General features: G+C 55.7%; 20 protein-coding genes. 18 read left to right on the top strand and 2 right to left on the bottom strand.

Annotated elements, in window-relative coordinates; genetic code table 11:
* Positions 1–25 precede the first annotated feature (25 nt).
* Entirely contained in the window at positions 26–3289 is a 3264-nt protein-coding gene (rne, locus tag CXF87_RS07605; protein WP_101146200.1) for a ribonuclease E, read from the bottom strand.
* 732 nt (positions 3290–4021) lie between these two features.
* On the opposite strand from rne, the gene CXF87_RS07600 reads away from it, so the two are divergent.
* The 3 genes from CXF87_RS07600 to sppA are packed head-to-tail and all read left to right on the top strand — an operon-like array spanning position 4022 to position 6795.
* Positions 4022–4963, top strand: a complete 942-nt coding sequence (locus CXF87_RS07600; RefSeq protein WP_101146199.1) for an RluA family pseudouridine synthase — start codon at positions 4022–4024, stop codon at positions 4961–4963.
* A 35-nt stretch (positions 4964–4998) separates the two neighbouring features.
* Positions 4999–5652 (top strand): HAD family hydrolase, encoded by a 654-nt coding sequence (locus CXF87_RS07595; RefSeq protein ID WP_101146198.1) that lies wholly within the window; start codon positions 4999–5001, stop codon positions 5650–5652.
* Between the two features lie 24 nt (positions 5653–5676).
* On the top strand, positions 5677–6795 hold the full coding sequence (sppA, locus tag CXF87_RS07590; protein WP_101146197.1) for a signal peptide peptidase SppA: 1119 nt from the start codon (positions 5677–5679) through the stop codon (positions 6793–6795).
* A gap of 42 nt (positions 6796–6837) precedes the next feature.
* Here sppA and CXF87_RS07585 read toward each other — a convergent pair whose 3' ends face one another.
* Positions 6838–7455 carry a Maf family protein gene (locus tag CXF87_RS07585; protein ID WP_101146196.1) on the bottom strand — a complete coding sequence of 206 codons (618 nt, stop codon included), beginning with the start codon at positions 7453–7455 and terminating at the stop codon, positions 6838–6840.
* A gap of 231 nt (positions 7456–7686) precedes the next feature.
* Here CXF87_RS07585 and CXF87_RS07580 point away from each other — a divergent pair, with 231 nt between their 5' ends.
* The 15 genes from CXF87_RS07580 to CXF87_RS07510 all read left to right on the top strand — a co-directional run bounded on the left by CXF87_RS07580 (position 7687) and on the right by CXF87_RS07510 (position 20832).
* A complete protein-coding gene (locus tag CXF87_RS07580) occupies positions 7687–8217 on the top strand; it encodes a YceD family protein (RefSeq protein WP_008956806.1) in 531 nt (176 codons plus the stop codon).
* Between the two features lie 36 nt (positions 8218–8253).
* A complete protein-coding gene (gene rpmF / locus CXF87_RS07575; protein WP_008956805.1) occupies positions 8254–8424 on the top strand; it encodes a 50S ribosomal protein L32 in 171 nt (56 codons plus the stop codon).
* 43 nt (positions 8425–8467) lie between these two features.
* Positions 8468–9520, top strand: coding sequence for a phosphate acyltransferase PlsX (gene plsX, locus CXF87_RS07570; RefSeq protein WP_008956804.1), 1053 nt, complete (start codon positions 8468–8470; stop codon positions 9518–9520).
* A 108-nt stretch (positions 9521–9628) separates the two neighbouring features.
* Positions 9629–10588, top strand: coding sequence for an ACP S-malonyltransferase (fabD, locus tag CXF87_RS07565; protein ID WP_101146195.1), 960 nt, complete (start codon positions 9629–9631; stop codon positions 10586–10588).
* Positions 10589–10646: 58 nt separating this feature from the next.
* The gene (fabG, locus tag CXF87_RS07560; protein ID WP_101146194.1) at positions 10647–11390 is read left to right on the top strand and encodes a 3-oxoacyl-ACP reductase FabG; all 744 of its coding nucleotides are present in this window, start codon (positions 10647–10649) and stop codon (positions 11388–11390) included.
* Positions 11391–11514: 124 nt separating this feature from the next.
* Positions 11515–11748 carry an acyl carrier protein gene (acpP, locus tag CXF87_RS07555; protein ID WP_008956801.1) on the top strand — a complete coding sequence of 78 codons (234 nt, stop codon included), beginning with the start codon at positions 11515–11517 and terminating at the stop codon, positions 11746–11748.
* A gap of 192 nt (positions 11749–11940) precedes the next feature.
* The gene (fabF, locus tag CXF87_RS07550; protein WP_008956800.1) at positions 11941–13179 is read left to right on the top strand and encodes a beta-ketoacyl-ACP synthase II; all 1239 of its coding nucleotides are present in this window, start codon (positions 11941–11943) and stop codon (positions 13177–13179) included.
* Between the two features lie 6 nt (positions 13180–13185).
* Complete coding sequence (gene pabC / locus CXF87_RS07545; RefSeq protein ID WP_101146193.1) at positions 13186–13998, top strand: aminodeoxychorismate lyase; 813 nt, start codon at positions 13186–13188, stop codon at positions 13996–13998.
* A 47-nt stretch (positions 13999–14045) separates the two neighbouring features.
* Complete coding sequence (mltG, locus tag CXF87_RS07540) at positions 14046–15053, top strand: endolytic transglycosylase MltG (RefSeq protein WP_101146192.1); 1008 nt, start codon at positions 14046–14048, stop codon at positions 15051–15053.
* Positions 15054–15111: 58 nt separating this feature from the next.
* Positions 15112–15765, top strand: a complete 654-nt coding sequence (gene tmk, locus CXF87_RS07535; RefSeq protein ID WP_198556023.1) for a dTMP kinase — start codon at positions 15112–15114, stop codon at positions 15763–15765.
* Positions 15756–16742 (top strand): DNA polymerase III subunit delta', encoded by a 987-nt coding sequence (locus CXF87_RS07530; protein ID WP_101146190.1) that lies wholly within the window; start codon positions 15756–15758, stop codon positions 16740–16742. The genes tmk and CXF87_RS07530 overlap by 10 nt, the downstream gene beginning before the upstream one ends.
* A 43-nt stretch (positions 16743–16785) precedes the next feature.
* Positions 16786–17121 carry a PilZ domain-containing protein gene (locus CXF87_RS07525; protein WP_101146189.1) on the top strand — a complete coding sequence of 112 codons (336 nt, stop codon included), beginning with the start codon at positions 16786–16788 and terminating at the stop codon, positions 17119–17121.
* Between the two features lie 69 nt (positions 17122–17190).
* On the top strand, positions 17191–18021 hold the full coding sequence (locus tag CXF87_RS07520; protein WP_101146188.1) for a TatD family hydrolase: 831 nt from the start codon (positions 17191–17193) through the stop codon (positions 18019–18021).
* A 37-nt stretch (positions 18022–18058) separates the two neighbouring features.
* Positions 18059–18622, top strand: a complete 564-nt coding sequence (locus CXF87_RS07515; RefSeq protein WP_101146187.1) for a DUF1285 domain-containing protein — start codon at positions 18059–18061, stop codon at positions 18620–18622.
* Positions 18619–20832, top strand: a complete 2214-nt coding sequence (locus CXF87_RS07510; protein WP_101146186.1) for an ATP-dependent helicase — start codon at positions 18619–18621, stop codon at positions 20830–20832. The genes CXF87_RS07515 and CXF87_RS07510 overlap by 4 nt, the downstream gene beginning before the upstream one ends.
* Positions 20833–20847: the final 15 nt, after the last annotated feature.

Raw genomic sequence — 20847 nt, 5'->3', positions numbered from 1 at the left:
TTGCTGTTGCAACACGCTACCGATTTTACTCGGAGTGGGTGTCCTGTTGCGCCTGTTTACGCTTTTCACGCGGATCGTTGTGAGCCCGTGTGCGACGGCGACGTGGCTTAGGTGTTTCTTCAGTGACTGCGTCTTCAGCGGGTGCTTCGCTAGCAATCGGCTGAGCAGGCTGAGGCTCTGCTTCAGTCGCCTCTAGGTCGCCGCTATTCTGTGCGACGCTCTTTTCTTCCTCGTCTTGCTTTTCCTCAGCTTGCTTTTGCTCGCTGCTGGATGGCTCTTCAACTGAAGAGGCCGCATCGTCACGCTCAGAAGCGCTCTCAGAAACGCTTGGTGTTACTGCTTCCTGGCGAGTTTCCTGGGCGTAAGTTGACGCTTCAGGCTGGCGCTGTTCGCTGCTTTGATCCGTGTCAGCGCTACTGAGAGGCTCAGCGGCAGCTTCTTCAATAGAGGCCGCCGGATCGACCGCGTTGGCCGCAGGCGGTTCGATAGCTTCAGGTGCTACCGATTCGCTAGCACTTGGCTGGTTATCAGCAGTTTGCTCAGTTTCAGCAGGCTCCGAGTTAGCTTCGGTTGTTTCTGAGTTCACCTCAGGTGGCGCTGATGTAGTCTTACGCTCTTCAGAATGAGGTTCCGTTGTTTCAGAGGCAGCAGCAGGTGCGGGCTCTTCGCTGGTGACGGGTTCACTCGGCTTGGCAGCGGCTTCCTGCTCAGCGGTCTCAGAAGCAGGTTGAGTGGATTCATCGGCAGAGGCGGCGACGTCAGCATTCTGTGTCTCGGCAGTTGGTGCTTCTAAAGCCGGTTTTTCTGAAGCTGGTGCTTCTACTTCCGGTGCCGAAGCTTTCGCGTCTGACGCTTCGGTTGTCGGTGCGACAGGCGCTTCATCCGCAGGTTCAGCGGTTTCTGGCGCTTCATTTGCCACTTCTGCCTGCAGCTTTAACTGCTCGGCTTCTGCTTTTGGGTTGATCGCCTGGGTACGTGTGCGGTTACGCGGGTTGTTACGCGTACGCTTCGGCTTGCCGTCATCCTGCTTGGCTTCTGGCTGTTTGGCAGTTTCATCGGGTTGGCTGTCTTGGCTAGCCTCGCGACGCGACTCTTTCGGCGCTGCACTTTTGCCGTTATTGCTCTTTTTAGAGCTGTCTTTTCCAGAACTGTCTTTGCCAGAGCTATCTTTGCCAAAACTATCCGACTGGCTCTCTTTACGAGGCGCTTTGTTGGCCGACTCTTCGGTGGCATCGTCTTGCTGGGGATGACGACGACGATTGCGGGTGCGGCTGGGGCCGCTGCGCTTGTCGCTGTTATCGTCACCGGCAGGACGCGGAGCAGTGGTGCGTTGCTCGCTTTTTTGCTCGGCTTTTTGTTCAGTTTTTGGCTCAGACCGGGCGCTGTTATCGCTGCGCGACTCGTTACGGCTAGTGTTGTCGCCGCGCTCATTGCGTGAGGGCTTCTGCCGCGACTCGCTGCTGCGCTGATTGGTTTTACGCTCGCTTGGCTTGCGCGGCGCCGGGGTTTCAGTTTTGGGCTCTGGCGTAGCTTCAGCATTACTTTCGTCGCTGCCTAGCAACTTAGCGAAGCCACGGATAAAGCGGCCAATGACGCTGGGTTGCTCGCTGGTCGTCGGTGCTACTTTCGCCGCCGGGGCAGCAGCAGGCGCTTTCTCTTCGGTTTGCAGCGATGCCGGCGCGGGGGCGTTATGCGTAACGCTTTTTACCGCTGCTTCAGCGCGTTGAGCGGGCGGTACGAAGCTGGGTGTCGGCTCTTTACCAACTTCGGTATCCGTGGAGAGTTCAAAGCTCGAAAGGCTTTGAGTGTCATCCTCGTCTAAATGATCATCTCGTAGGCGCTGAACGTCGTAGTGGGGCGTATCCATATCAGGATTGGGTAGCAGAACGACGCGAACATTTTGGCGGGACTCGAGATCCGCCAGTACGCTGCGTTTTTCATTGAGCAGATACGTAGCGACGGGTACCGGCAGAATAGCGCGAATCTGCGCGCTGTTCTCTTTCATCGCCTCTTCTTCAATCAGGCGCATGATGGACAGAGACAGCGAACGTACATCGCGAATAGTGCCTTGGCCGTTACAGCGCGGGCAGACCACGCCGCTGGTTTCACCCAGTGAAGGACGCAGGCGCTGACGGGACATTTCCATTAGGCCAAAGCGTGAGATGCGACCAATCTGCACCCGCGCGCGGTCTAGCTTAAGCGCATCGCGCATGCGGTTTTCAACTTCACGCTGGTTGCGCGCTGGCCCCATGTCGATAAAGTCAATGACGACTAACCCGCCGATGTCGCGCAGGCGAAGCTGGCGGGCGATCTCGTCGGCGGCTTCAGAGTTGGTCTGTAGGGCGGTTTCTTCGATATCGCTGCCGCGGGTGGCGCGGGCCGAGTTGATATCGATGGAGACCAGTGCCTCAGTGTGATCGATCACAATCGAGCCACCGGAAGGAAGCTTTACTTCGCGCTGGTAGGCCGTTTCGATTTGCGATTCGATCTGAAAGCGCGAGAACAGCGGTACTTCATCAGCATAAAGTTTAATCTTCTGCTGATACGAGGGCATGACCTGGCGAATAAAGCCCAGCGCTTCGGCGTGAATCTCAGGGCTGTCGATCAAGACTTCGCCGATGTCCTGGCGCAAGTAGTCGCGCATGGCGCGAATGATGACGTTGGATTCACGGTAGATCAGGAACGGGGCAGGGCGCTTAGCGGCTTCGGTGGTAATGGATTCCCACACCTGAACCAGGTAATCCAAGTCCCACTGCAGCTCTTCTGGGTTACGGCCAATGCCAGCAGTGCGCACGATCAGGCCCATTTTGTCCGGCACGGTCAATTGACCCATGGCATCTTTGAGCTGACTACGCTCATCGCCTTCGATACGGCGAGAAATGCCACCCGCACGCGGGTTGTTGGGCATCAATACCAAAAAGCGGCCAGCCAGGCTGACGAAGGTGGTAAGCGCGGCGCCTTTATTGCCACGCTCTTCCTTGTCGACCTGAACGATGACTTCTTGGCCCTCTTTGAGTACTTCTTTAATGCTGGGACGTCCGGAAACGTCTTTTACAAAGTACTCTTTTGAGATCTCTTTGAGCGGCAAAAAGCCGTGGCGGTCCGCGCCGTAATCGACAAAGGCAGCTTCAAGTGAGGGCTCTACGCGAGTGATTTTACCGCGATAGATATTGGCTTTTTTCTGTTCTCGAGCGCCGGATTCGATATCTAAATCGTAAAGGCGTTGTCCATCAACTAAGGCGACGCGCAGCTCTTCGGGCTGTGTCGCGTTAATAAGCATCCGTTTCATGTTGTCTCGCATAGCGTTGCGTACCGGCGAACTGCCTATGGGGTGACGTAGGCGAACCGCTGGGTGCTGCGTGCTTGTGCTCGGCGCATTGCAATGCTGACGCGTCAAGCCGGGAAGGCATCATAGCCAACCCGGCCAGTAGGGCGTTGAGTACGTGGCGGAGGCAGGACGTGTTCCGGTGGTTGTCACATCCATCCGGCCCTGCTGACACCGCCGACACCTGGCATTCATCGATTCACCAACGCCGGCCACCGGCACAGCGTTGAACTTGTCGCCCGGAGTCAGCCAGCGCCTTGTGACGAGAAAGGAGGGGGCTGCTCAGGGCGTGGCGTTGTTAAGTTACTGCCTGCCGTTAAGGGCTAGGCTTACCTTCATCTGCCGGCATAAAAAACGGGCGGCAGATTTACTGCATTTTTTTAGATCAGATGTTGATACTGGAAAAACGGGCAATGCGTACACTGGCGTCGTTTTTCGTGTTCAGGCCTGCGTGTTAGTCGGGCAGGCGCATTAACCGAGCTCAGCGTTGACGTTTTCTGCTAACCAAATTAACGAATTAGCTATCTATTAGCTAGGTCACTAGCGGTAGACAAGAAAGCTTTCTGTGCTTGGCTGGTGAACGTTTTGGAATATAACAGTAAAGACAACGACCAGCAATTGACGCAATGCCCTTGGGTCTACGCTAGAATGCCGTTTTTAGCTGATGTCACCGAATTACAGCAGGAGCAAGCGGCAATGTCCGAAGGGCGTGAAGTACAGTGGGTGGATATTGCCCCAGAGCAGGCTGGGCAGCGAATTGATAATTTTCTCATGACGCGGCTCAAAGGAGCGCCACGGGCGCTTATCTATCGCATCGTGCGTAAAGGCGAAGTGCGCGTTAATAAAAAGCGCGTAAAGGTGGATTACCGTTTGCAAGCGGGCGATTTAGTTCGTGTTCCACCGCTGCGCTTGGCGCCCCGTGAGGCGGTCAAGGAAGTGAGTGATAATTTACGCGACCTGTTAGTGGGCAGCGTTATCATGGAAGGCCCTGATTGGATGGTGCTCAACAAGCCTTCAGGCTTGGCGGTGCATGGTGGTAGCGGGGTTAAAATCGGTTTGATCGAGGCACTGCGCCAGGTGCGCGATGATTTGAGCTTCCTGGAGTTGGTTCACCGTTTAGATCGCGATACGTCTGGTTGCTTGTTGCTGGCCAAATCCCGCGATTCGTTGGTGACGCTTAATGAGTCACTGAAAAAACACGGCATGGATAAGCGCTATCTGGCCTTGGTGAGCGGGCGCTGGCCAGCGCGTAAAACCTACGAAAGCGCGCGTTTGGATCGCTTTGATGCGGGCAATGGCGAGCGTCGGGTAAGGGTTGATCCCAATGGTAAAGTGTCGCGTACTCATTTCTCGGTGGTCGAGACGTTCGAAAAAGCCACCTTGATTGAAGCCGAACCAGTGACAGGGCGCACCCACCAGATTCGTGTGCACGCTGCCCATGCAGGCCATGCACTGCTGGGCGACGATAAATACGCCACCCGTGAAAGCGGTTTTCTTACCAAGCAATTAGGGCTGGGGCGTTTGTTTCTGCATGCGCGTGCGCTTACCTTTCCCGAGCCCACCAATGGTCGACCGGTGACCGTCAAAGCGCCACTGCCAGAGGCGCTGGAAGAAGCGCTTAAGCGTGCTCGCCAATAAGCCGTTTACTAATCCGCCCTTGATAAGGAGCTGCCATGCAGTACGAGCTGATTATATTTGATTGGGATGGCACCTTGATGGACTCGGTGCCGCGGATAGTGTCGTGCATGCAGGCGGCTGCGCTGGAGGCCGAGTGGGGAGAACTCTCTGCGGCGGAGGTGGAAGATATTATTGGGTTAGGGCTGCCTGAGGCCATTGCCCAGCTTTGCCCAGGTATTTTACCAGCTCAGGCCGAACGCCTACGTGAGCGTTATTCGCACCATTTTGTGACGGCGGATGCGACGCCGATGCTGTTTTTTGCCGGGGTTGAGGCGCAGATCGCCCGTTTGCGCGGTCGTGAGCAGCAGCGGCTAGCGGTAGCGACCGGCAAAAGTCGCCGTGGCCTCGACCGCATTTTTGCTGAGACCGACAGCGGTGCCTGGTTTCACGCCAGCCGCACGGCGGATGAAACCCGCTCGAAGCCACATCCTCAAATGCTTACGGAGCTGTTGACTGAGCTTGAAGTGCCCGTCGAGCGAGCGGTGATGGTCGGCGATACAGAATACGACTTGGAAATGGCGCGAGCGATTGGCATGGATCGAATAGGCGTGACTTACGGTGTGCATACGCCAGAGCGTTTGGCACTGAGTCGCCCCAAATGGATTGCCCATAGCATCGATGAGCTTTTTGATCGGTTGTACAGTGAGTAGCCAGCGTTTACATAAGGACATTTTATGAGCGACGACCCAACCCGCCCCGGTGGCACAAACGACGGACGTGACGGCCCGACCAATGATGATCGCAATGAGGTGAGGGAGGATCGTTGGACACAGGGATCAGAAGTGCCTCCTAGTAAGGGCGCTAAGCCGATGTCGGGTGCGCCAGACGATGATGCCGAAACCCTGCGCGAACGCCAACGGCTGGCGCAGCTGGAAATGATGGATCACTGGATAGGCGGCGTGTTAACGGAACAGCGACGCACTCGCCGCTGGAAGCTGTTTTTCCGCCTGATGATGCTCACTATTGTGTTGGTGACGCTATTTACCATCCTTTATAGTCTGTTTTGGGATTCGCCTAGTGCTACCGCGCCCACACAGCGACACTTAGGGATTGTGGAGGTCAGCGGGGTAATTGCCAGCGATTCGCCTGCCAATGCCGAGCGTATCATTGAGGGGTTGAATAACGCCTGGGAGGCGGAAGGCGCTTCCGCTGTGGTGCTGCACATTAATAGCCCTGGTGGTAGCCCGGTGCAGTCTCAGCGTATCTATGCAGAAATTATGCGTCTACGCGAGCAGGGCGATAAGCCAATTATCGCAGTGATCGAAGATATCGGTGCCAGCGGCGCTTATTATATTGCGGCGGCGGCGGATGAGATCGTTGCGTCGCCGGTGAGCCTGGTGGGTTCTATTGGCGTTATTTACGCGGGCTTTGGTTTTGAAGAGGCAATAGCGCGTATTGGTGTGGAGCGCCGCGTGCTGACTGCTGGTGAAAATAAAGCCTTTCTTGACCCGTTTAAGCCGCTGGATGAAGAGGCGGAGCAGTTTTGGCAGGGAGTGCTCAGCCAAACTCACCGTCAGTTTATTGATGATGTGCGTGCGGGAAGAGGTGAAAGGCTTAGCGACAGCCCCGATATATTTTCAGGCCTGGTCTGGAGTGGTGAGCAGAGCGTTGATCTAGGCTTGGTTGACCAGTTAGGCAGCCTTGAGCAAGTGGCGCGTGACCGAGTGGGTGACACCCATTGGGTCGATTATACGCCGAGTCTTGATCCATTTGAGCGCCTGACGCGCCGCTTTACCCAGGTCGTCGCTGAGGTGGTAGGCGTCAGAGCGCCCGCTACCCCGCTGCGCTTCTAAGCGCTTAGTTGTCAGGCCCTTGGTTGTCAGCTCTATTGATAATCAGGAGGCGCCAAGCGGGTCTAAGCCCGCTTGGCGCAGCATGTCGCAAAGCGCAATCAGTGGTAACCCAATCAATGCGTTAGGATCGCGGCCTTCAAGCTTCTCAAACAGCGCTATGCCTAAGCCTTCCATTCGAAAGCTGCCAGCGCTGTCGAGTGGCTGTTCTTTGGCGACATAGTTTTCAATTTCCTGGGTGCTCAAGTGGCGGAAAACCACCTCGAATGGCTCGACGTGTACCTGATGACGCTGGTGGCGTGTATCCAGCAGCGCTAAACCGGTCAAAAAAGTGACACGCTGGCCGGAAAAGCGGCTTAGGTTAGCGCGTGCCTTGCCTTCCGTATGCGGTTTGCCAAGAATGTCGCCTTCAAATACTGCTACTTGGTCAGAGCCGATAATGCAGTGGTGGGGGAAATGGTGCGCAACGGCGTTAGCTTTGCTGAGCGCTAGTCGATGGACCAGAGCGTGGGGTGTTTCGCCACTATGGGGTGTTTCATCAATATCCGGCGAATAGCATTGGTAGGGGAGCTGCAGTCGATCCAGCAGCTCGCGTCGCCAACGCGAGCTGGAGGCCAGTACCAGCTCGGTCGTTGATGCCTGACTGCTTGATGGCTCGGTCATTGCGGATGAAGTCACAAATAGCTCCTGGCTGGGTAGTGGCGCATGTCTAAGGGATGTGTGTGCAACGTGGCGCAAATGCAATTTCAAAGCAGTAGAGTGTAGCGAAAGCAGCTAAACCTGCCTATGTTGGCCGTTTATTGAGGCCGCGGTTGGTTATTTATTGAGGAAGGCATGAAGAAATATACCGACAGCTTTGACACCAGCAGGGGGAGTGCCTATCATTGCGCGCCTATGTTGACCTCACAACTCCCCAGTCGGGTTGAGCCTTATAAGCTCGCAGCCCGCCACGAACGAATCGAAGGCTTGGTAGCGCTGGATAAACTGCCACGTCTTGCCGAAGAAGCGGGTGTCCAAACCGGCGACTGTCATGTCGTGCTTGAGTTTGGCGTCGATGCTCAAGGTCGTCGTGAAATTCGTGGCCACTTGCAAGCGACGTTGGCGCTTGCCTGCCGACGCTGCCTGGTGCCGCTGCCTCAAGAGGTGAGCAGTGACTTTTTGCTTGGAATGGTCACTGACGAAGCCTTAGCGGCCGAGTTGCCTGCTAGTCATGAACCGGTGCTGGTGGAAAAGGAACAGCTGGATCTTTTGACGGTGGTTGAGGATGAATTGATTCTTAGCCTGCCTCAAGTGGTCTATCACGATGAAGCCGAATGTCATGTCTCGGCGGAGCAGCTGGTCAGCAAAACAGAAGGCGCGGCGGCAGAAACAACGCCAGCGACGAATCCATTCGCGGTGCTCAATGTCTTAAAAGGCAAAAAATAAGCACCCTTTACCTTAAATACCTTGGAGTAAACACCCATGGCAGTTCAACAGAACCGTAAAACTCGTTCCAAGCGCGGCATGCGTCGTAGCCACGATGCACTGACCGCTCCGACGCTGTCTCAAGACAAAGAAACCGGTACGACTCACCTGCGTCACCACATTTCTCCAGACGGTTTCTACCGTGGTCGTAAAGTGATTGAGGTATAAACCTCAATTGCGTTATTAAGCGGCTAAACGGACTCAGTGCGGTATGCGCCTAGCGATAGATGTGATGGGGGGTGACCAAGGCCCTCATGCGATTATCACAGGTGCTGCAAAGGCAGTGGTGGAACACCCAGACCTTGAGCTGATTCTGTTTGGCCCGCGTCAGCAGATTCTTGCTGAGCTTTCACGCTTGCCGCAGCCTCTGGCTGCGGCAACGTCACGTTTGGTGGCGCGTGAAGCACCTGACTGCATTATGCCATCGACAACCGCTGCCTGGGCGCTGCGCAGGGGGCAGGCGACCAGTATGGTGCGCATGCTGCGAAGTGTCGCCCAGGGCGAGGCGGTTGCCGGTGTAAGTGCGGGTAATACGGCAGCGCTTGTGGCATTAGCAAGGCGCGAGCTGGGGATGGTCGAGGGTATTTCTCGGCCAGCGATCAGTACCGCGATTCCAGCGCGCCAAGGGCGTCGCTGTTATTTGCTGGACTTAGGCGCCAATGTGGACTCTCCCGCTCATCGGCTGGTGGATTTTGCGCTAATGGGCGCGGCGATGGCGCAGTGTGTCGATGGCACGGCTATGCCACGTGTCGCGCTGCTCAATGTTGGTGCTGAGGCTACTAAAGGATGCGCCAGCGTTCGCGAAGCTGATCGTTTGCTGCGCGAGCATGCCAATAGTGGTGCTTTTGATTATCAAGGTTATGCCGAGGGTGGTGACCTGTTTAAAGGCCAGCTTGACGTAGTGGTATGCGATGGCTTTGTGGGTAACGCTGTGCTCAAGGCAAGCGAAGGGTTGACAAGTATGTTGGTTGAACGCGTGCAGATGGCGTTTGAATCGCGCTTAAGTGGTCGTCTAGCAAGCCTACTGGCCAAGCCTGTGTTGAGGCGTTTAAAGCAGGAGTTAGATCCTGTGCGCTATAACGGGGCCAGTTTGTTGGGGTTGCGCGGTATCGTGGTGAAAAGTCACGGCAGTACCCATGCCGATGGTTTCTACTACGCTATCCAGCGTGCTCTTCAGGAAGTAGAACATAATTTACCTGCGCGGATCGCAGGCCGTTGGCAGGCGCCATTAAGTGAAGCAGTGGCACCTGCGAGCCATGATTAGATAATAAATAGTTTATTTTTTGCGAGTTTATAGGTGGCATCAGGATGTGCCAATAATCTCGCCTATCGCTCATATGAGCAAATGCCTACAAGTGCAAAGGTGAACGACATGTCTCAACCCCTTGCCCTCATTTTCCCCGGGCAAGGCTCTCAGCAGGTTGGAATGCTGCGAGAGCTGGCCGAGCGCTATAGTGTGGTGGGAACGACATTTGAGGAAGCGTCGGATGCTTTGGGCTATGACTTATGGAAAGTCGTCCAAGAGGGTCCTGAAGCATCGCTTAATGCAACCGCGTGCACCCAGCCCGCATTACTTTCTGCCAGCGTCGCTATTTGGCGCGTTTGGCAGGAGCTAGAAGGGCCTCGGCCTACTGTAATGGCGGGCCATAGCTTGGGCGAATACAGCGCGATGGTGTGCGCTGGCGTCATGAGCTTTGCCGAAGGCGTTAACTTAGTGCGTCTGCGCGGTGAGGCCATGCAGGAGGCCGTTCCCGCGGGTGAAGGTGGTATGGCAGCCATCCTTGGTTTGGCAGACGAGGCGGTTGAAGCCGCCTGTGAAAAAGCCGCCCAGGGCGACGTGGTGTCTGCTGTCAACTACAACTCCCCTGGGCAGGTCGTAGTGGCAGGCTCAAAGGCGGCCGTGGAGCGGGCTATCGTTGCCTGCCAAGAAGCGGGGGCCAAGCGCGCTATGTCATTGCCCGTTTCCGTTCCTTCGCATTGTGCGTTAATGCGCCCGGCCGCCGAGCGTCTAGCGGAGGCTATGCAGGCGATTGAATTGCGAGCGCCACGCTATACCGTGATTCAAAATGTTGACGCCAAGGCGCATGCTGATACCGCTACACTGCGTACACGCCTCATCGAACAGCTTTATCAGCCAGTGCGCTGGAGCGCCTGCGTTGAGGCAATGGCCAGTCAAGGTGTTGAAGTATTTATTGAGTGCGGGCCTGGAAAGGTGTTGACCGGTCTCAATAAGCGTATCGTGAAGGGTAGCAAGGGGTTGGCAGTGAATGATCCTGACAGCCTGAATGCTGCGCTTGAGCTGGCGCGTGAAACGTTAGCTGATAAAGCGTGACCAAGGGTTGTGTTATTCCGCTATCCTTGCTTGATTACACGGTTAGAGGCAGAACGTTATGACCCAAGAAAGTAGAGTTGCCCTGGTAACAGGGGCCAGTCGCGGTATTGGCCAGGCCATTGCTCGTGAGCTAGGCCGTCAAGGCCGTATCGTCATTGGCACAGCGACCAGCGAATCCGGTGCTGAGAAAATTGATGCTGATTTAAAAGAGAATGGCATTGAAGGCGCAGGTCTGTGTCTTAACGTGACCGACCAGGCCAGCATTGACAGCGTATTGAAAACCATCACTGAGCGCTTTGGTGCGCCGACCATTTTGGTTAACAATGCCGGTATCACGCGAGACAATTTGCTGATGCGTATGAAGGAAGATGAGTGGGACTCCGTGATGGATACCAACTTAAAATCTGTCTATCGTGTTAGTAAGGCGTGTTTGCGGGGTATGACCAAGGCGCGTTTTGGGCGTATTGTGTCGATCAGCTCTGTAGTGGCAACCATGGGCAACCTGGGCCAAACTAACTATGCTGCAGCAAAAGCGGGTATGGAAGGTTTTAGCCGTGCTTTAGCGCGTGAGGTGTCTTCTCGCGCCATTACGGTTAACGCGGTGGCGCCGGGTTTTATTGCCACCGATATGACCGAGGCGCTGCCCGAAGCCCAGCATGAAATGTTACTTAAGCAAATTCCGTTGGCTCGCTTAGGGGCGCCGGAAGAGATCGCCGCAGCGGTTGGCTTTCTGACCAGTGATGCAGCCGGTTACATCACCGGTGAGACGCTTCACGTGAATGGCGGCATGAATATGCGTTGATGGCCTTGGGGATGGCGGTTGCGTCGACCCAAGGGCGTCTATAAACTACCCCGCAGCTTTTGGCTTGCGGTTTCCAAATAGCTGGTTATCAAAAACGGCTAATGTGAACGACTGGAGTACGTTAATGAGTACTATTGAAGAGCGCGTTAAGAAAGTGGTAGCAGAGCGCCTGAACGTTAAAGAAGAAGACATCCAAAACAGCTCTTCTTTTACAGAAGACTTGGGTGCTGATTCGCTCGACACCGTTGAGCTGGTCATGGCTTTGGAAGAGGAATTCGATACTGAAATTCCTGATGAAGAAGCTGAGAAAATCACCACGGTTCAAGAAGCCATCGATTACGTGAACGCCCACCAGTAAGGGCTGCGTCGATGCATCGAACCAGGGTGGGGTGCTAGTCACCCGCCTTAAGAGCCGTCCTTTCGCAGGGCGGCTTTTTTGCTTTGCTGCCACAATGCTTATAACGTTCAATCTCCGTTATACTGTTGACCAAATTTAAGCAGCGAATGACCCAAGTGGGTCGCGTCACCATGGATGCCTGGAGGAAAGCTAATGGCACGGAAAAGGGTAGTGGTAACTGGGTTAGGCCTGGTGACCCCAGTGGGCAATAGCGTAGATGAATCGTGGGCCAACATTGTTGCTGGTAAAAGCGGTATTACGCCTATTGAGCATTTTGACACCAGTGGCTTTAACACGCGTTTTGGTGGGTCGATCAAGAACTTTGATATTAGTCCGTACCTGAATCCTAAAGATGCTCGCAAGATGGATCTCTTTATTCAGTACGGTATGGCGGCGGGCGCTCAAGCGGTTGAAGATTCCGGTATCGAGTGCACTGAAGAGAATGCGGATCGTATCGGTGTGGCTATCGGTTCAGGCATTGGCGGTCTACCCATGATTGAACATAACCACAACGCGCTCAACAAGGGTGGGGCCCGTAAGGTGTCGCCGTTCTTTGTGCCGGGTTCCATCATTAATATGATTTCGGGCAATATGGCGATTCAGCACGGCTTTAGAGGGCCGAATATCGCGATTACCACTGCCTGTACCACCGGTACCCATAATATTGGCTACAGTGCGCGCACGATCGCCTATGGCGACGCAGACGTCATGGTCTGTGGTGGTGCCGAGATGGCGACAACCCCGCTAGGTCTGGGCGGCTTTTCAGCTGCACGCGCGCTCTCAACGCGTAATGATGACCCTCAGGCGGCCAGCCGCCCGTGGGATACTGATCGCGATGGCTTTGTGTTATCGGACGGTGCGGGTGTGTTGGTGCTAGAAGAGTATGAGCATGCCAAAGCGCGCGGCGCTCACATCTATGCCGAGCTGGTCGGTTTTGGCATGAGTGATGATGCTTACCACATGACATCGCCACCGGAAGACGGCCGTGGTGCAGCGCTCTCAATGCGCAATGCGATCAAAGATGCCCAGGTTGACGTTTCTGAAGTGCACTATATCAATGCCCATGGCACTTCAACCGCGGCAGGTGACCTGGCAGAAAGTCGAGCCATTGAGAACGTACTGGGTGATGCAGCCAATAATGTGGCCGTGAGCTCTACCAAGTCGATGATCGGCCACCTGTTGGGTGCCGCTGGTGCGGTAGAGGCAGTGTTCAGCATTCTGGCAATTCGTGACCAGATCGCACCGCCGACCATCAACCTGGATAACCCGCAGCCGGGTTGCAATCTGGATTATGTGCCGCATACCGCGCGGAACATGCGGATTGATATGGCGCTTTCCAACTCCTTTGGCTTTGGTGGTACTAACGGTTCGCTGTTATTCAAGAAGGTGTAATTGACGATGTTGCCGCCCGCTTTATCTGACGAACAAACTGTGCCGTTTGATGATCGCGGGCTAGCGTATGGCGATGGTCTCTTTGAAACGGTACTGTTGCGTGCAGGTGCACCGGTGCTGTGGCGCTATCACACAGACCGTCTAGCGAAGGGGTGTCAGCGCCTAAATATACCGTTACCTTGCCAAGCAGCACTAGATGCCACGTGGCAGGATGATTGCACCGCTGAGCTTGAAGTCCTCAAGCTTATCCTGACGCGTGGCAGTGGCGGGCGGGGTTATGCGCAGCCGGATGAAGTAACACCGCGTTTACTTAGTCGTCGAACGCCATTTCAGCCCTCGATCCACCGCTGGCAGCAGGGGGTAACGGTGCGGCTTTGTGATTTGCGTCTTAGCCGCCAGCCGCGGCTGGCCGGTATTAAACATCTTAATCGGCTGGAGAACGTACTGGCCCGCCAGGAGTGGAGCGATCCCTCGATCGCCGAAGGTGTGCTCGCTGATAGCGAAGACGGGGTCATAGAAGCCACCAGTATGAATATTTTTTGGCAGGAGGCGGGGCAGGTGTTCACGCCTTTTGTTGACCAATGCGGCGTAGCAGGCACACTGCGCGCTGGATTAATTGATCAAGGTGTCGCTGCCCAGGGGGCGCTGTCGCTGGATCGCCTTGCAGAGGTAGAGCGGCTATGGGTGGCAAACTCTGTTCAGGGAGTGTGGCCTGTGACGACGCTGCTAGCAGCGGATGGTTCGTTGCTGCAGCGCTGGGCTGTGAGTGACTCTGATCCCTTCCAGCGCTTGGCCCATCAGTTGTTAGGCTTTGCCTAAACGTCAACCTTTGTATCAATATCGCCCCGCAATTATTTTGAGGTGTCATGGTGAAACGGTTATTAACCGCTTTGTTAGTCGTAGTCATAATCGGGGCTGCCGGTGCAGCAGGCGGTTATTTTTATTGGCAGAGCCGCTTAGAGGCACCGCTAGCGCTTGATGAGCCAACGCTTTACCAAGTGCCTTCTGGTGCGGGGTTTAATCAGGTGGTGGCGGAGTTGGAATCCCAGGGCATACTGGAAGATGCTTGGGCGTTTCGCTTATTAGCGCGGGTGGAGCCTGCGCGCGTGCCGCGACTGCGTACTGGCGAATATCAGCTTTTGCCGGATATGAGCGGGCTGGAAATGATGGCGCTGCTAGGTAGTAATAACGTTGTCACCTATCCGCTGACGATTCCTGAGGGGTGGACCTTTCGTCAAATGCGCGACTTGCTCAATGCCGCGCCAAAACTTGACCATCGCACGGCTGATTTGAGCGACGAAGAGGTGATGACGCTACTTGATCGCGAAGGCACCTTTCCTGAAGGATGGTTCTTTCCCGATACTTATCGCTACCACCTGGGAATGAGCGACGTCGATCTACTACAGCAGTCGCTTGAGCGTATGGAACGAATTCTGGACAGTGTCTGGGAAGAGCGTGCCGACGACCTGACCATTGAGTCACCCTATGAGGCGCTTATTATGGCCTCTTTGATTGAGCGCGAAACGGGGGCGCCGGAGGAGCGTCGTGAAATCGCCGGGGTGTTCAAGCGACGCATGGAGCAGGGCATGCGCTTACAAACTGATCCGACGATTATTTATGGCATGGGCGAGCGCTATGAAGGTCGCATCACCCGTGCTGATCTACGTGAAGCGACGCCCTATAACACTTATGTGATTGATGGCATGCCGCCCACGCCGATCGCTTTGCCGGGGCGTGCGTCATTGGAAGCGGCGGTAAACCCGCTACCCGGCGAAACGCTCTATTTTGTTTCCCGGGGTGATGGCACGCATCACTTCTCGCGTACATTACGGGAGCATAATAATGCCGTTAATCGCTATATTCGCAACCGGTAATCGCCATGACCTATCATCAACGTCATCACCACATTGATCACCACAGTAAGGGAGCATGATGAGTAAGCGGGGACGCTTCATTACGCTGGAAGGCGGCGAAGGCGTGGGAAAGTCTACCAATGTGGGCTTTGTCGCCGAGTGGTTGGAAGCCCAGGGGCTGGAAGTGGTGCGCACACGTGAGCCGGGGGGGACTGAGCGAGGCGAAGCTATTCGAGCACTGCTGCTGGACCCCGCCCCCCAAGAGCCGCTGCATGTGGACGCAGAACTGCTGCTTATGTTTGCCGCTAGGGCGCAGCATTTAGCGGAGAAAATTCTGCCTGCCCTGGCAAGAGGGGCTTGGGTCGTGTGTGATCGTTTTACTGACGCTACCTTTGCCTATCAGGGCGGTGGCCGAGGCGTTGCCAAGGAACGTATTGCCGTACTGGAAGATTTTGTTCAGCAGGGATTCGCGCCCGATTTAACGCTTTTGCTCGATATGCCCAAAGAGGCGGCCAAGCAGCGGTTAGAAGCCCGCCTGCGCGATCGTCACGAGCAGCGTGACCGTTTTGAGCAAGAGCAGGCCGATTTTTTCCAGGCTGTACGCGACGCCTATTTGGCGCGAGCGGAAGAAGACCCCGAACGTTTTGCGGTGATTGATGCTCAGCATCACCTTGAAGAAGTACAAGCGCAGCTTCGTAAGACCCTTTCGGCGCGAGTAACCGCATGGCGTTAAGCGGCGTTATGCCGTGGCACCTTGCCACTTGGCATCAGCTAACCCGTCTGGCCGATGGAGGGCGGATGCCCCATGCGCTGCTCATTCATGGCGCCCATGGGGTAGGTAAGCAACAGTTGGCGGAAGCGTTAATCGCCCGGACACTATGCGCCGCCCCCGCAGACCAGGCCTGCGGGCATTGCCATAGCTGCGCGATGTTGGCATCGGGATACCATCCTGATTTGCTGCGGGTCTCGCCGGAAGATGGCAAGCGCCAGATTCGTATTGACCCTATTCGCGAGGTTAACCGCTTTGTTTCACAAACGGCTCAGCAGGGGGGATACCGGGTCATCGTCATTTCACCGGCTGAGGCAATGAACGTTGCCGCTGCTAATGCGCTGCTCAAAAGCCTTGAAGAGCCCGGCGATAAGACGCTATTTATCCTACTTTCTGATGTGCCTTCACGGATGCTGCCAACGATCCGCTCGCGCTGTCAGCAGTGGTCCCTGCCCAGTGTTGCCTTTGAAGCGTGTCGTGGTTGGCTGATTGAGAAACTCAACAGTGCCGACGAAGCCTACTTCTGGTGGCAGGTAGCGGGTGGCCTGCCGCTACTGGCGGTGGAATTGGCCGCGCCCGAAGAGCGCGCTTTGCGCCACCAAATTCACGACAGTTTTGAGCAGTTGGTGCGTGGCGCAGAGCCTGTCTCTGAGGCCGCGCGGCTGGATCGCCAGGCGATTGATGCCATCTTGTGGTACGGTATCGCCTGGCTGGAAGACCTGATTCGTCTCGGTTTATCCGGTGAAGCAGCAGTGCTGCACAACCCCGATCTTGAGCCGCTTTATCGCCAGGCGGTCAAAAATGGCCGGGTGCAGGATTGGTTTCGCCTGCTGGATTATGCCCGTGAACAGCGGCGTCTGTTGGCGGTGGGAGCTAACCCAAATCCCCAGTTGGTGCTTGAGGCGTGGTTGGTTCGCTGGGCGGCTCTGCTGCGCTCCTAGCGGAATGTGTTCTCCCTATTTACAGCAATCTAGCGAGGTTGTTATGGCAGCCCAAAAAGCGCTCTCTCTTAACATTCCCGATGTGCCGACACTGCTCTCCGCCTATATGCCATTTCTGGACCGTGGGGGGATTTTCGTGCCCACTCAGACTCCCTATGCACTGGGCCAGCAGGTGTTTTTACTGCTGACGCTGCCGGGTGAAAGCGAACGTCTTTCAATCACCGGCCAGGTGGTGTGGGTCTCGCCTGAGGGTGTCAGCGGCCGCCGCATACCTGGTATTGGTCTACATTTCAGCCAGCAAGATTACCCTGTGCGTGACCGCATTGAGACGCTGCTTGCCGGACAGTTGGATAAGGCAGCCCCGTCGTTCACGCTCTGATTAAACCGTCGTTGATACCTTTAAAGTAAGCACCATGGTGTTAACGGCCTACCCGTTGTCGAGACCTGCATGTTTGTTGATTCGCACTGTCACCTAGATCGTTTATCTGACCAGACTCACGGGGGCGACCTCGCTGCCACGCTGATGGCTGCGCGCGCGGCCCACGTTAGCCAATTTCTTGCGGTCGCCGTCACTTTGGAGGAGTTGCCGCAACTCGCAGCCATTGCTCGAGCGCATCACGATGTGGCGATCTCTGCTGGTTTGCATCCTTTGCATCACAGTGAGAGCGAGCCCAGCGTTGAGGATATAAAAGAGGCTGCCGAGCAGTATGACGTGGTAGCCATTGGTGAAACCGGACTGGATTATCACTATCGAGACAGCGTGCCGGTAGATGTGCAACACGAGCGTTTCAAGCGTCATTTGATCGCCGCGCGTGAGTTAGAGCTGCCAGTGATTGTACATACCCGTGAAGCCAAAGAAGAAACACTGGCGCTGCTGCGTGAATATAGCGACCCTCGCGTGGGCGGTGTATTACACTGTTTTACTGAAGACTTAGCGATGGCCCGTGAAGCCGTAAGACTGGGCTTTTACATTTCGTTATCGGGGATTATCACCTTTCGTAACGCTGCACCGCTGCGCGAGCTAGCCCGCCAGCTGCCGCTGGATCGCTTGCTAATCGAAACCGATAGCCCTTACCTTGCTCCTGTTCCTTATCGCGGCAAGCCCAACGAGCCGGCCTGGGTAGTGGAAGTGGCGGAGTGCATCGCTAACGAGCGGGGGATCAGTGTTGACGAGGTCGCCATGCAGACCACAGCCAACTTTTATCAGCTCTTTCTTGCCGCCGCGCCTGATGCTCCGCACCATGTCAAAGAGGCGTTAGAGCAGTCTGGACTTCTATAACCGTGTGAGTTGAATGCGCTTAAGCAAGGAGGGCGAGATGAATATCGATAGATTGCTGCTGCAGCGTGACGAAGTGGGAGGCACTATTCCTCCCCTTGACCAATGGCAGCCTCCGCTCTCTGGAGATATGAACCTGCGTATTCACGCCGATGGCAGTTGGTGGCACGAAGGGCGGACCTTTGCCCGTCCCAAGGTGGCGCGTTTATTGGCCACGCTGCTACGCCTTGACGAAGATGGTTACTGCTTAGTCACGCCGGTAGAGCGTTGGCGGATAGAGGTGGAAGACCTACCGCTGGTCGCGGTAGAGGCTGACTTTCACGACGATGCCTGGTGGTTCACCACCCAGTTTGACGATGTCGTTCGCTTGGATGCTGAGCACCCGCTTTCCGTCACTTTAACGCCTCAAAGCGAGGCAGTCCCGCAACTGCCGGTACGCTTTGGGCTGGCCGCCAGGCTGCACCGTAATGTGTATTACCAGCTTGTTGACGCAGCCGAAGCCCGTGAAAACGACAATGGCACTACTGAGATTGGGTTAATGAGTGCCGGTCAGTGGTTTGCGCTCGGTCAGCTTGACGATGAAGCATCAGGCGAGACGCCGTGAAGTTAACTGCTGAACAGCAGGCCGTTGTGAATCATACCGCCGGTCATGCGCGGGTGGCGGCCGTCGCAGGCGCAGGTAAAACCACCACTATGGCCGCTCGGGTGCTACACCTGTTGGCCAGTGGTGTGCCGCAAAAGCGCATTCTGGTGTTGATGTTTAACCGTTCCGCCAAGGATGATTTTCAGCGCCGTTTAGCGTCAATGGCGCCTGCCGGGCAGGCGCTGCCGGATGTGCGCACGTTTCACTCGCTGGGCCACCGCTTAACCCAAAGCCTATGTCGCTGGGGGGCGCTTGCGCCTCGTCAGCTATTATCCGCCGATTGGCAATTAGAGAGGCTGCTTCGTCAAGCGAGCCTTAATGTGCTGCGCGACTCGGTTGAGCGCCGCGATGCTGCTCTTGAAGGTGATAGGCTTGAAACCTTGGCCCACTTCTGCGGCTTGGTTAAAGCAGAGATGATTACCCCTGAATCGCTCCATGAGCGACTCAATTTTGACCCGGATACCGACTATTTTCCGGCCGCTTTTGCCGAGGCGGAGCGGCTACTAGAGTCGGAAGGGGTGATGACCTACGCTGATTTACTTTATCGCCCTTTGCAGGCGTTAGAGGAAGATAGCGCCCTGCGTGGTCGCGTCGAGGGGTTTCTGGATCATGTCATTATTGACGAGTATCAAGATATTAATGCCGCTCAGCAGCGTCTTTTATCTGTGCTGGTGGGCAGCCGTGCCGAGGTAATGGCGGTCGGCGATGCTAACCAATGCATCTATGAGTGGCGTGGCGCCAAACCCGATACGATGCTGGAAAATTTTACCGCCACCTTTGGCGAGGCCACCGACTACCCGCTATCTACCACGTTCCGTCATGGCCATGCCTTGGCGCTTACCGCTAATCATGCCATTGCCGCCAATCAGCGCCGCCCCAATCAGCTGTGTCTGGCCGCGCCCAATAACCCTGAGACGCGCGTTTCGGTAGGGCAGGGCAGTCGGCTGTTACTGGATGCCCTGATGGATTGGCAGGCCCAAGGACGTGCGTTTAACGAGGCCAGTTTACTGGTGCGTAGTTGGGCGCTATCGGTGCCGTTTCAACTGGCGCTTTTGCAGGCGGGCATTCCATTTCGACTTCAGCGTGAGGATCGTTTTGTCTTTCGTCTGCCGTTGGTACAGGCACTCGCCGGGTACTTGAAGCTGTCGCGTCGTCCCGATCTGCTACGCGATCCACAGCAACTATTACTATTGCTTTCCCAGCCGACTCCCTTTGTTGCTCGTGAGCGACTGCAGCGATTAGCCTATCAGCTGGCGACTACCCAGCAGTGGCCTGAGCGGCATGACCCTATGTTGACGGCATTAAAGCCGATCCAACGGCGTACGCTTAAAAAACGCTGGTTGCTGCTATGTGAATTGCCGCAGCTGAGTGCATGGCCGCCCGCCAAGCTGTTAAGGCATGTAGTGGAAACCATTGAGGCGGAAAAAACACTTAAACGGGCAGCGGCGCGGCGGGATAAAGGCGAAGAGGATGTACGCTTACTTGATGTATTAATCGAACAAGCCCAAAGCGTTCAAGATCCAGATGCCTTCATCGAGCTGCTGGAGCGTCCGGTTGAAAACCAGGCGGGCGGCGTGCTGATTAGCACAGTGCACGGTGCCAAAGGGCTTGAGTGGCCACTGGTCGCAGTAGCCGGTGTCAATGAAGAGGATTTTCCCCACTACAGCCGCGATAATCCGCTTAGCGATGAGCGCTTGGAGGAGGAGCGGCGGTTGTTCTACGTAGCCATCACTCGTGCCCAAGAACAGCTATTAGTGCTCCATGACGGGGGCGCGCATCGTCCTAGTCGCTTTATTGCCGAAAGTGCCTGGCAAGACAGTATGCGTGTGGCCTCTTGTCTAGCTAACCCCAGTGCACCAGAAGCATCGCTGCAAGTGACATCGGTGGGACTAGTTGAGCGTTATCTGGCGCGTTTAGGACGTGAAGACATTGTGCTTGCAGCGGCACACGTGGAAGAGTATAAGGCAACTTATTCGGCCGATACGCGCTTTTATCCCGGTCAGCGTCTGCACCATGCGGTATTTGGTGAGGGTGAAGTGGCGGCAGTAGAGGGAAATGCGAGCGACCCAGTGATTGATGTGCGCTTTGATCAGGCTGGCCGACGCAGGCTTATTGCCCGCCGAGCGCCCATTCAGCTATTGGAAGGCTCACAAAGCGCTATTCTCTCGTAGCGTATAAGTTGAATG

The sequence above is a fragment of the Halomonas sp. MES3-P3E genome, assembly GCF_002836035.1.
Taxonomy (GTDB): domain Bacteria; phylum Pseudomonadota; class Gammaproteobacteria; order Pseudomonadales; family Halomonadaceae; genus Vreelandella; species Vreelandella arctica.
This window is presented reverse-complemented; position numbering and strand designations above follow the sequence as displayed.

Excerpts from the sequence above, each read along its gene's own strand:
- CXF87_RS07530 (WP_101146190.1), top strand. The coding sequence starts at position 15,756 with ATGGCGTTAAGCGGCGTTATGCCGTGGCACCTTGCCACTTGGCATCAG.
- rpmF (WP_008956805.1), top strand. The coding sequence starts at position 8,254 with ATGGCAGTTCAACAGAACCGTAAAACTCGTTCCAAGCGCGGCATGCGT.
- CXF87_RS07580 (WP_008956806.1), top strand. The coding sequence starts at position 7,687 with ATGTTGACCTCACAACTCCCCAGTCGGGTTGAGCCTTATAAGCTCGCA.
- acpP (WP_008956801.1), top strand. The coding sequence starts at position 11,515 with ATGAGTACTATTGAAGAGCGCGTTAAGAAAGTGGTAGCAGAGCGCCTG.
- CXF87_RS07520 (WP_101146188.1), top strand. The coding sequence starts at position 17,191 with ATGTTTGTTGATTCGCACTGTCACCTAGATCGTTTATCTGACCAGACT.
- fabD (WP_101146195.1), top strand. The coding sequence starts at position 9,629 with ATGTCTCAACCCCTTGCCCTCATTTTCCCCGGGCAAGGCTCTCAGCAG.
- plsX (WP_008956804.1), top strand. The coding sequence starts at position 8,468 with ATGCGCCTAGCGATAGATGTGATGGGGGGTGACCAAGGCCCTCATGCG.
- CXF87_RS07525 (WP_101146189.1), top strand. The coding sequence starts at position 16,786 with ATGGCAGCCCAAAAAGCGCTCTCTCTTAACATTCCCGATGTGCCGACA.
- CXF87_RS07515 (WP_101146187.1), top strand. The coding sequence starts at position 18,059 with ATGAATATCGATAGATTGCTGCTGCAGCGTGACGAAGTGGGAGGCACT.
- CXF87_RS07595 (WP_101146198.1), top strand. The coding sequence starts at position 4,999 with ATGCAGTACGAGCTGATTATATTTGATTGGGATGGCACCTTGATGGAC.
- rne (WP_101146200.1), bottom strand. The coding sequence starts at position 3,289 with ATGAAACGGATGCTTATTAACGCGACACAGCCCGAAGAGCTGCGCGTC.
- mltG (WP_101146192.1), top strand. The coding sequence starts at position 14,046 with ATGGTGAAACGGTTATTAACCGCTTTGTTAGTCGTAGTCATAATCGGG.
- fabF (WP_008956800.1), top strand. The coding sequence starts at position 11,941 with ATGGCACGGAAAAGGGTAGTGGTAACTGGGTTAGGCCTGGTGACCCCA.
- fabG (WP_101146194.1), top strand. The coding sequence starts at position 10,647 with ATGACCCAAGAAAGTAGAGTTGCCCTGGTAACAGGGGCCAGTCGCGGT.
- CXF87_RS07600 (WP_101146199.1), top strand. The coding sequence starts at position 4,022 with ATGTCCGAAGGGCGTGAAGTACAGTGGGTGGATATTGCCCCAGAGCAG.
- tmk (WP_198556023.1), top strand. The coding sequence starts at position 15,112 with ATGAGTAAGCGGGGACGCTTCATTACGCTGGAAGGCGGCGAAGGCGTG.
- sppA (WP_101146197.1), top strand. The coding sequence starts at position 5,677 with ATGAGCGACGACCCAACCCGCCCCGGTGGCACAAACGACGGACGTGAC.
- CXF87_RS07585 (WP_101146196.1), bottom strand. The coding sequence starts at position 7,455 with ATGACCGAGCCATCAAGCAGTCAGGCATCAACGACCGAGCTGGTACTG.
- pabC (WP_101146193.1), top strand. The coding sequence starts at position 13,186 with ATGTTGCCGCCCGCTTTATCTGACGAACAAACTGTGCCGTTTGATGAT.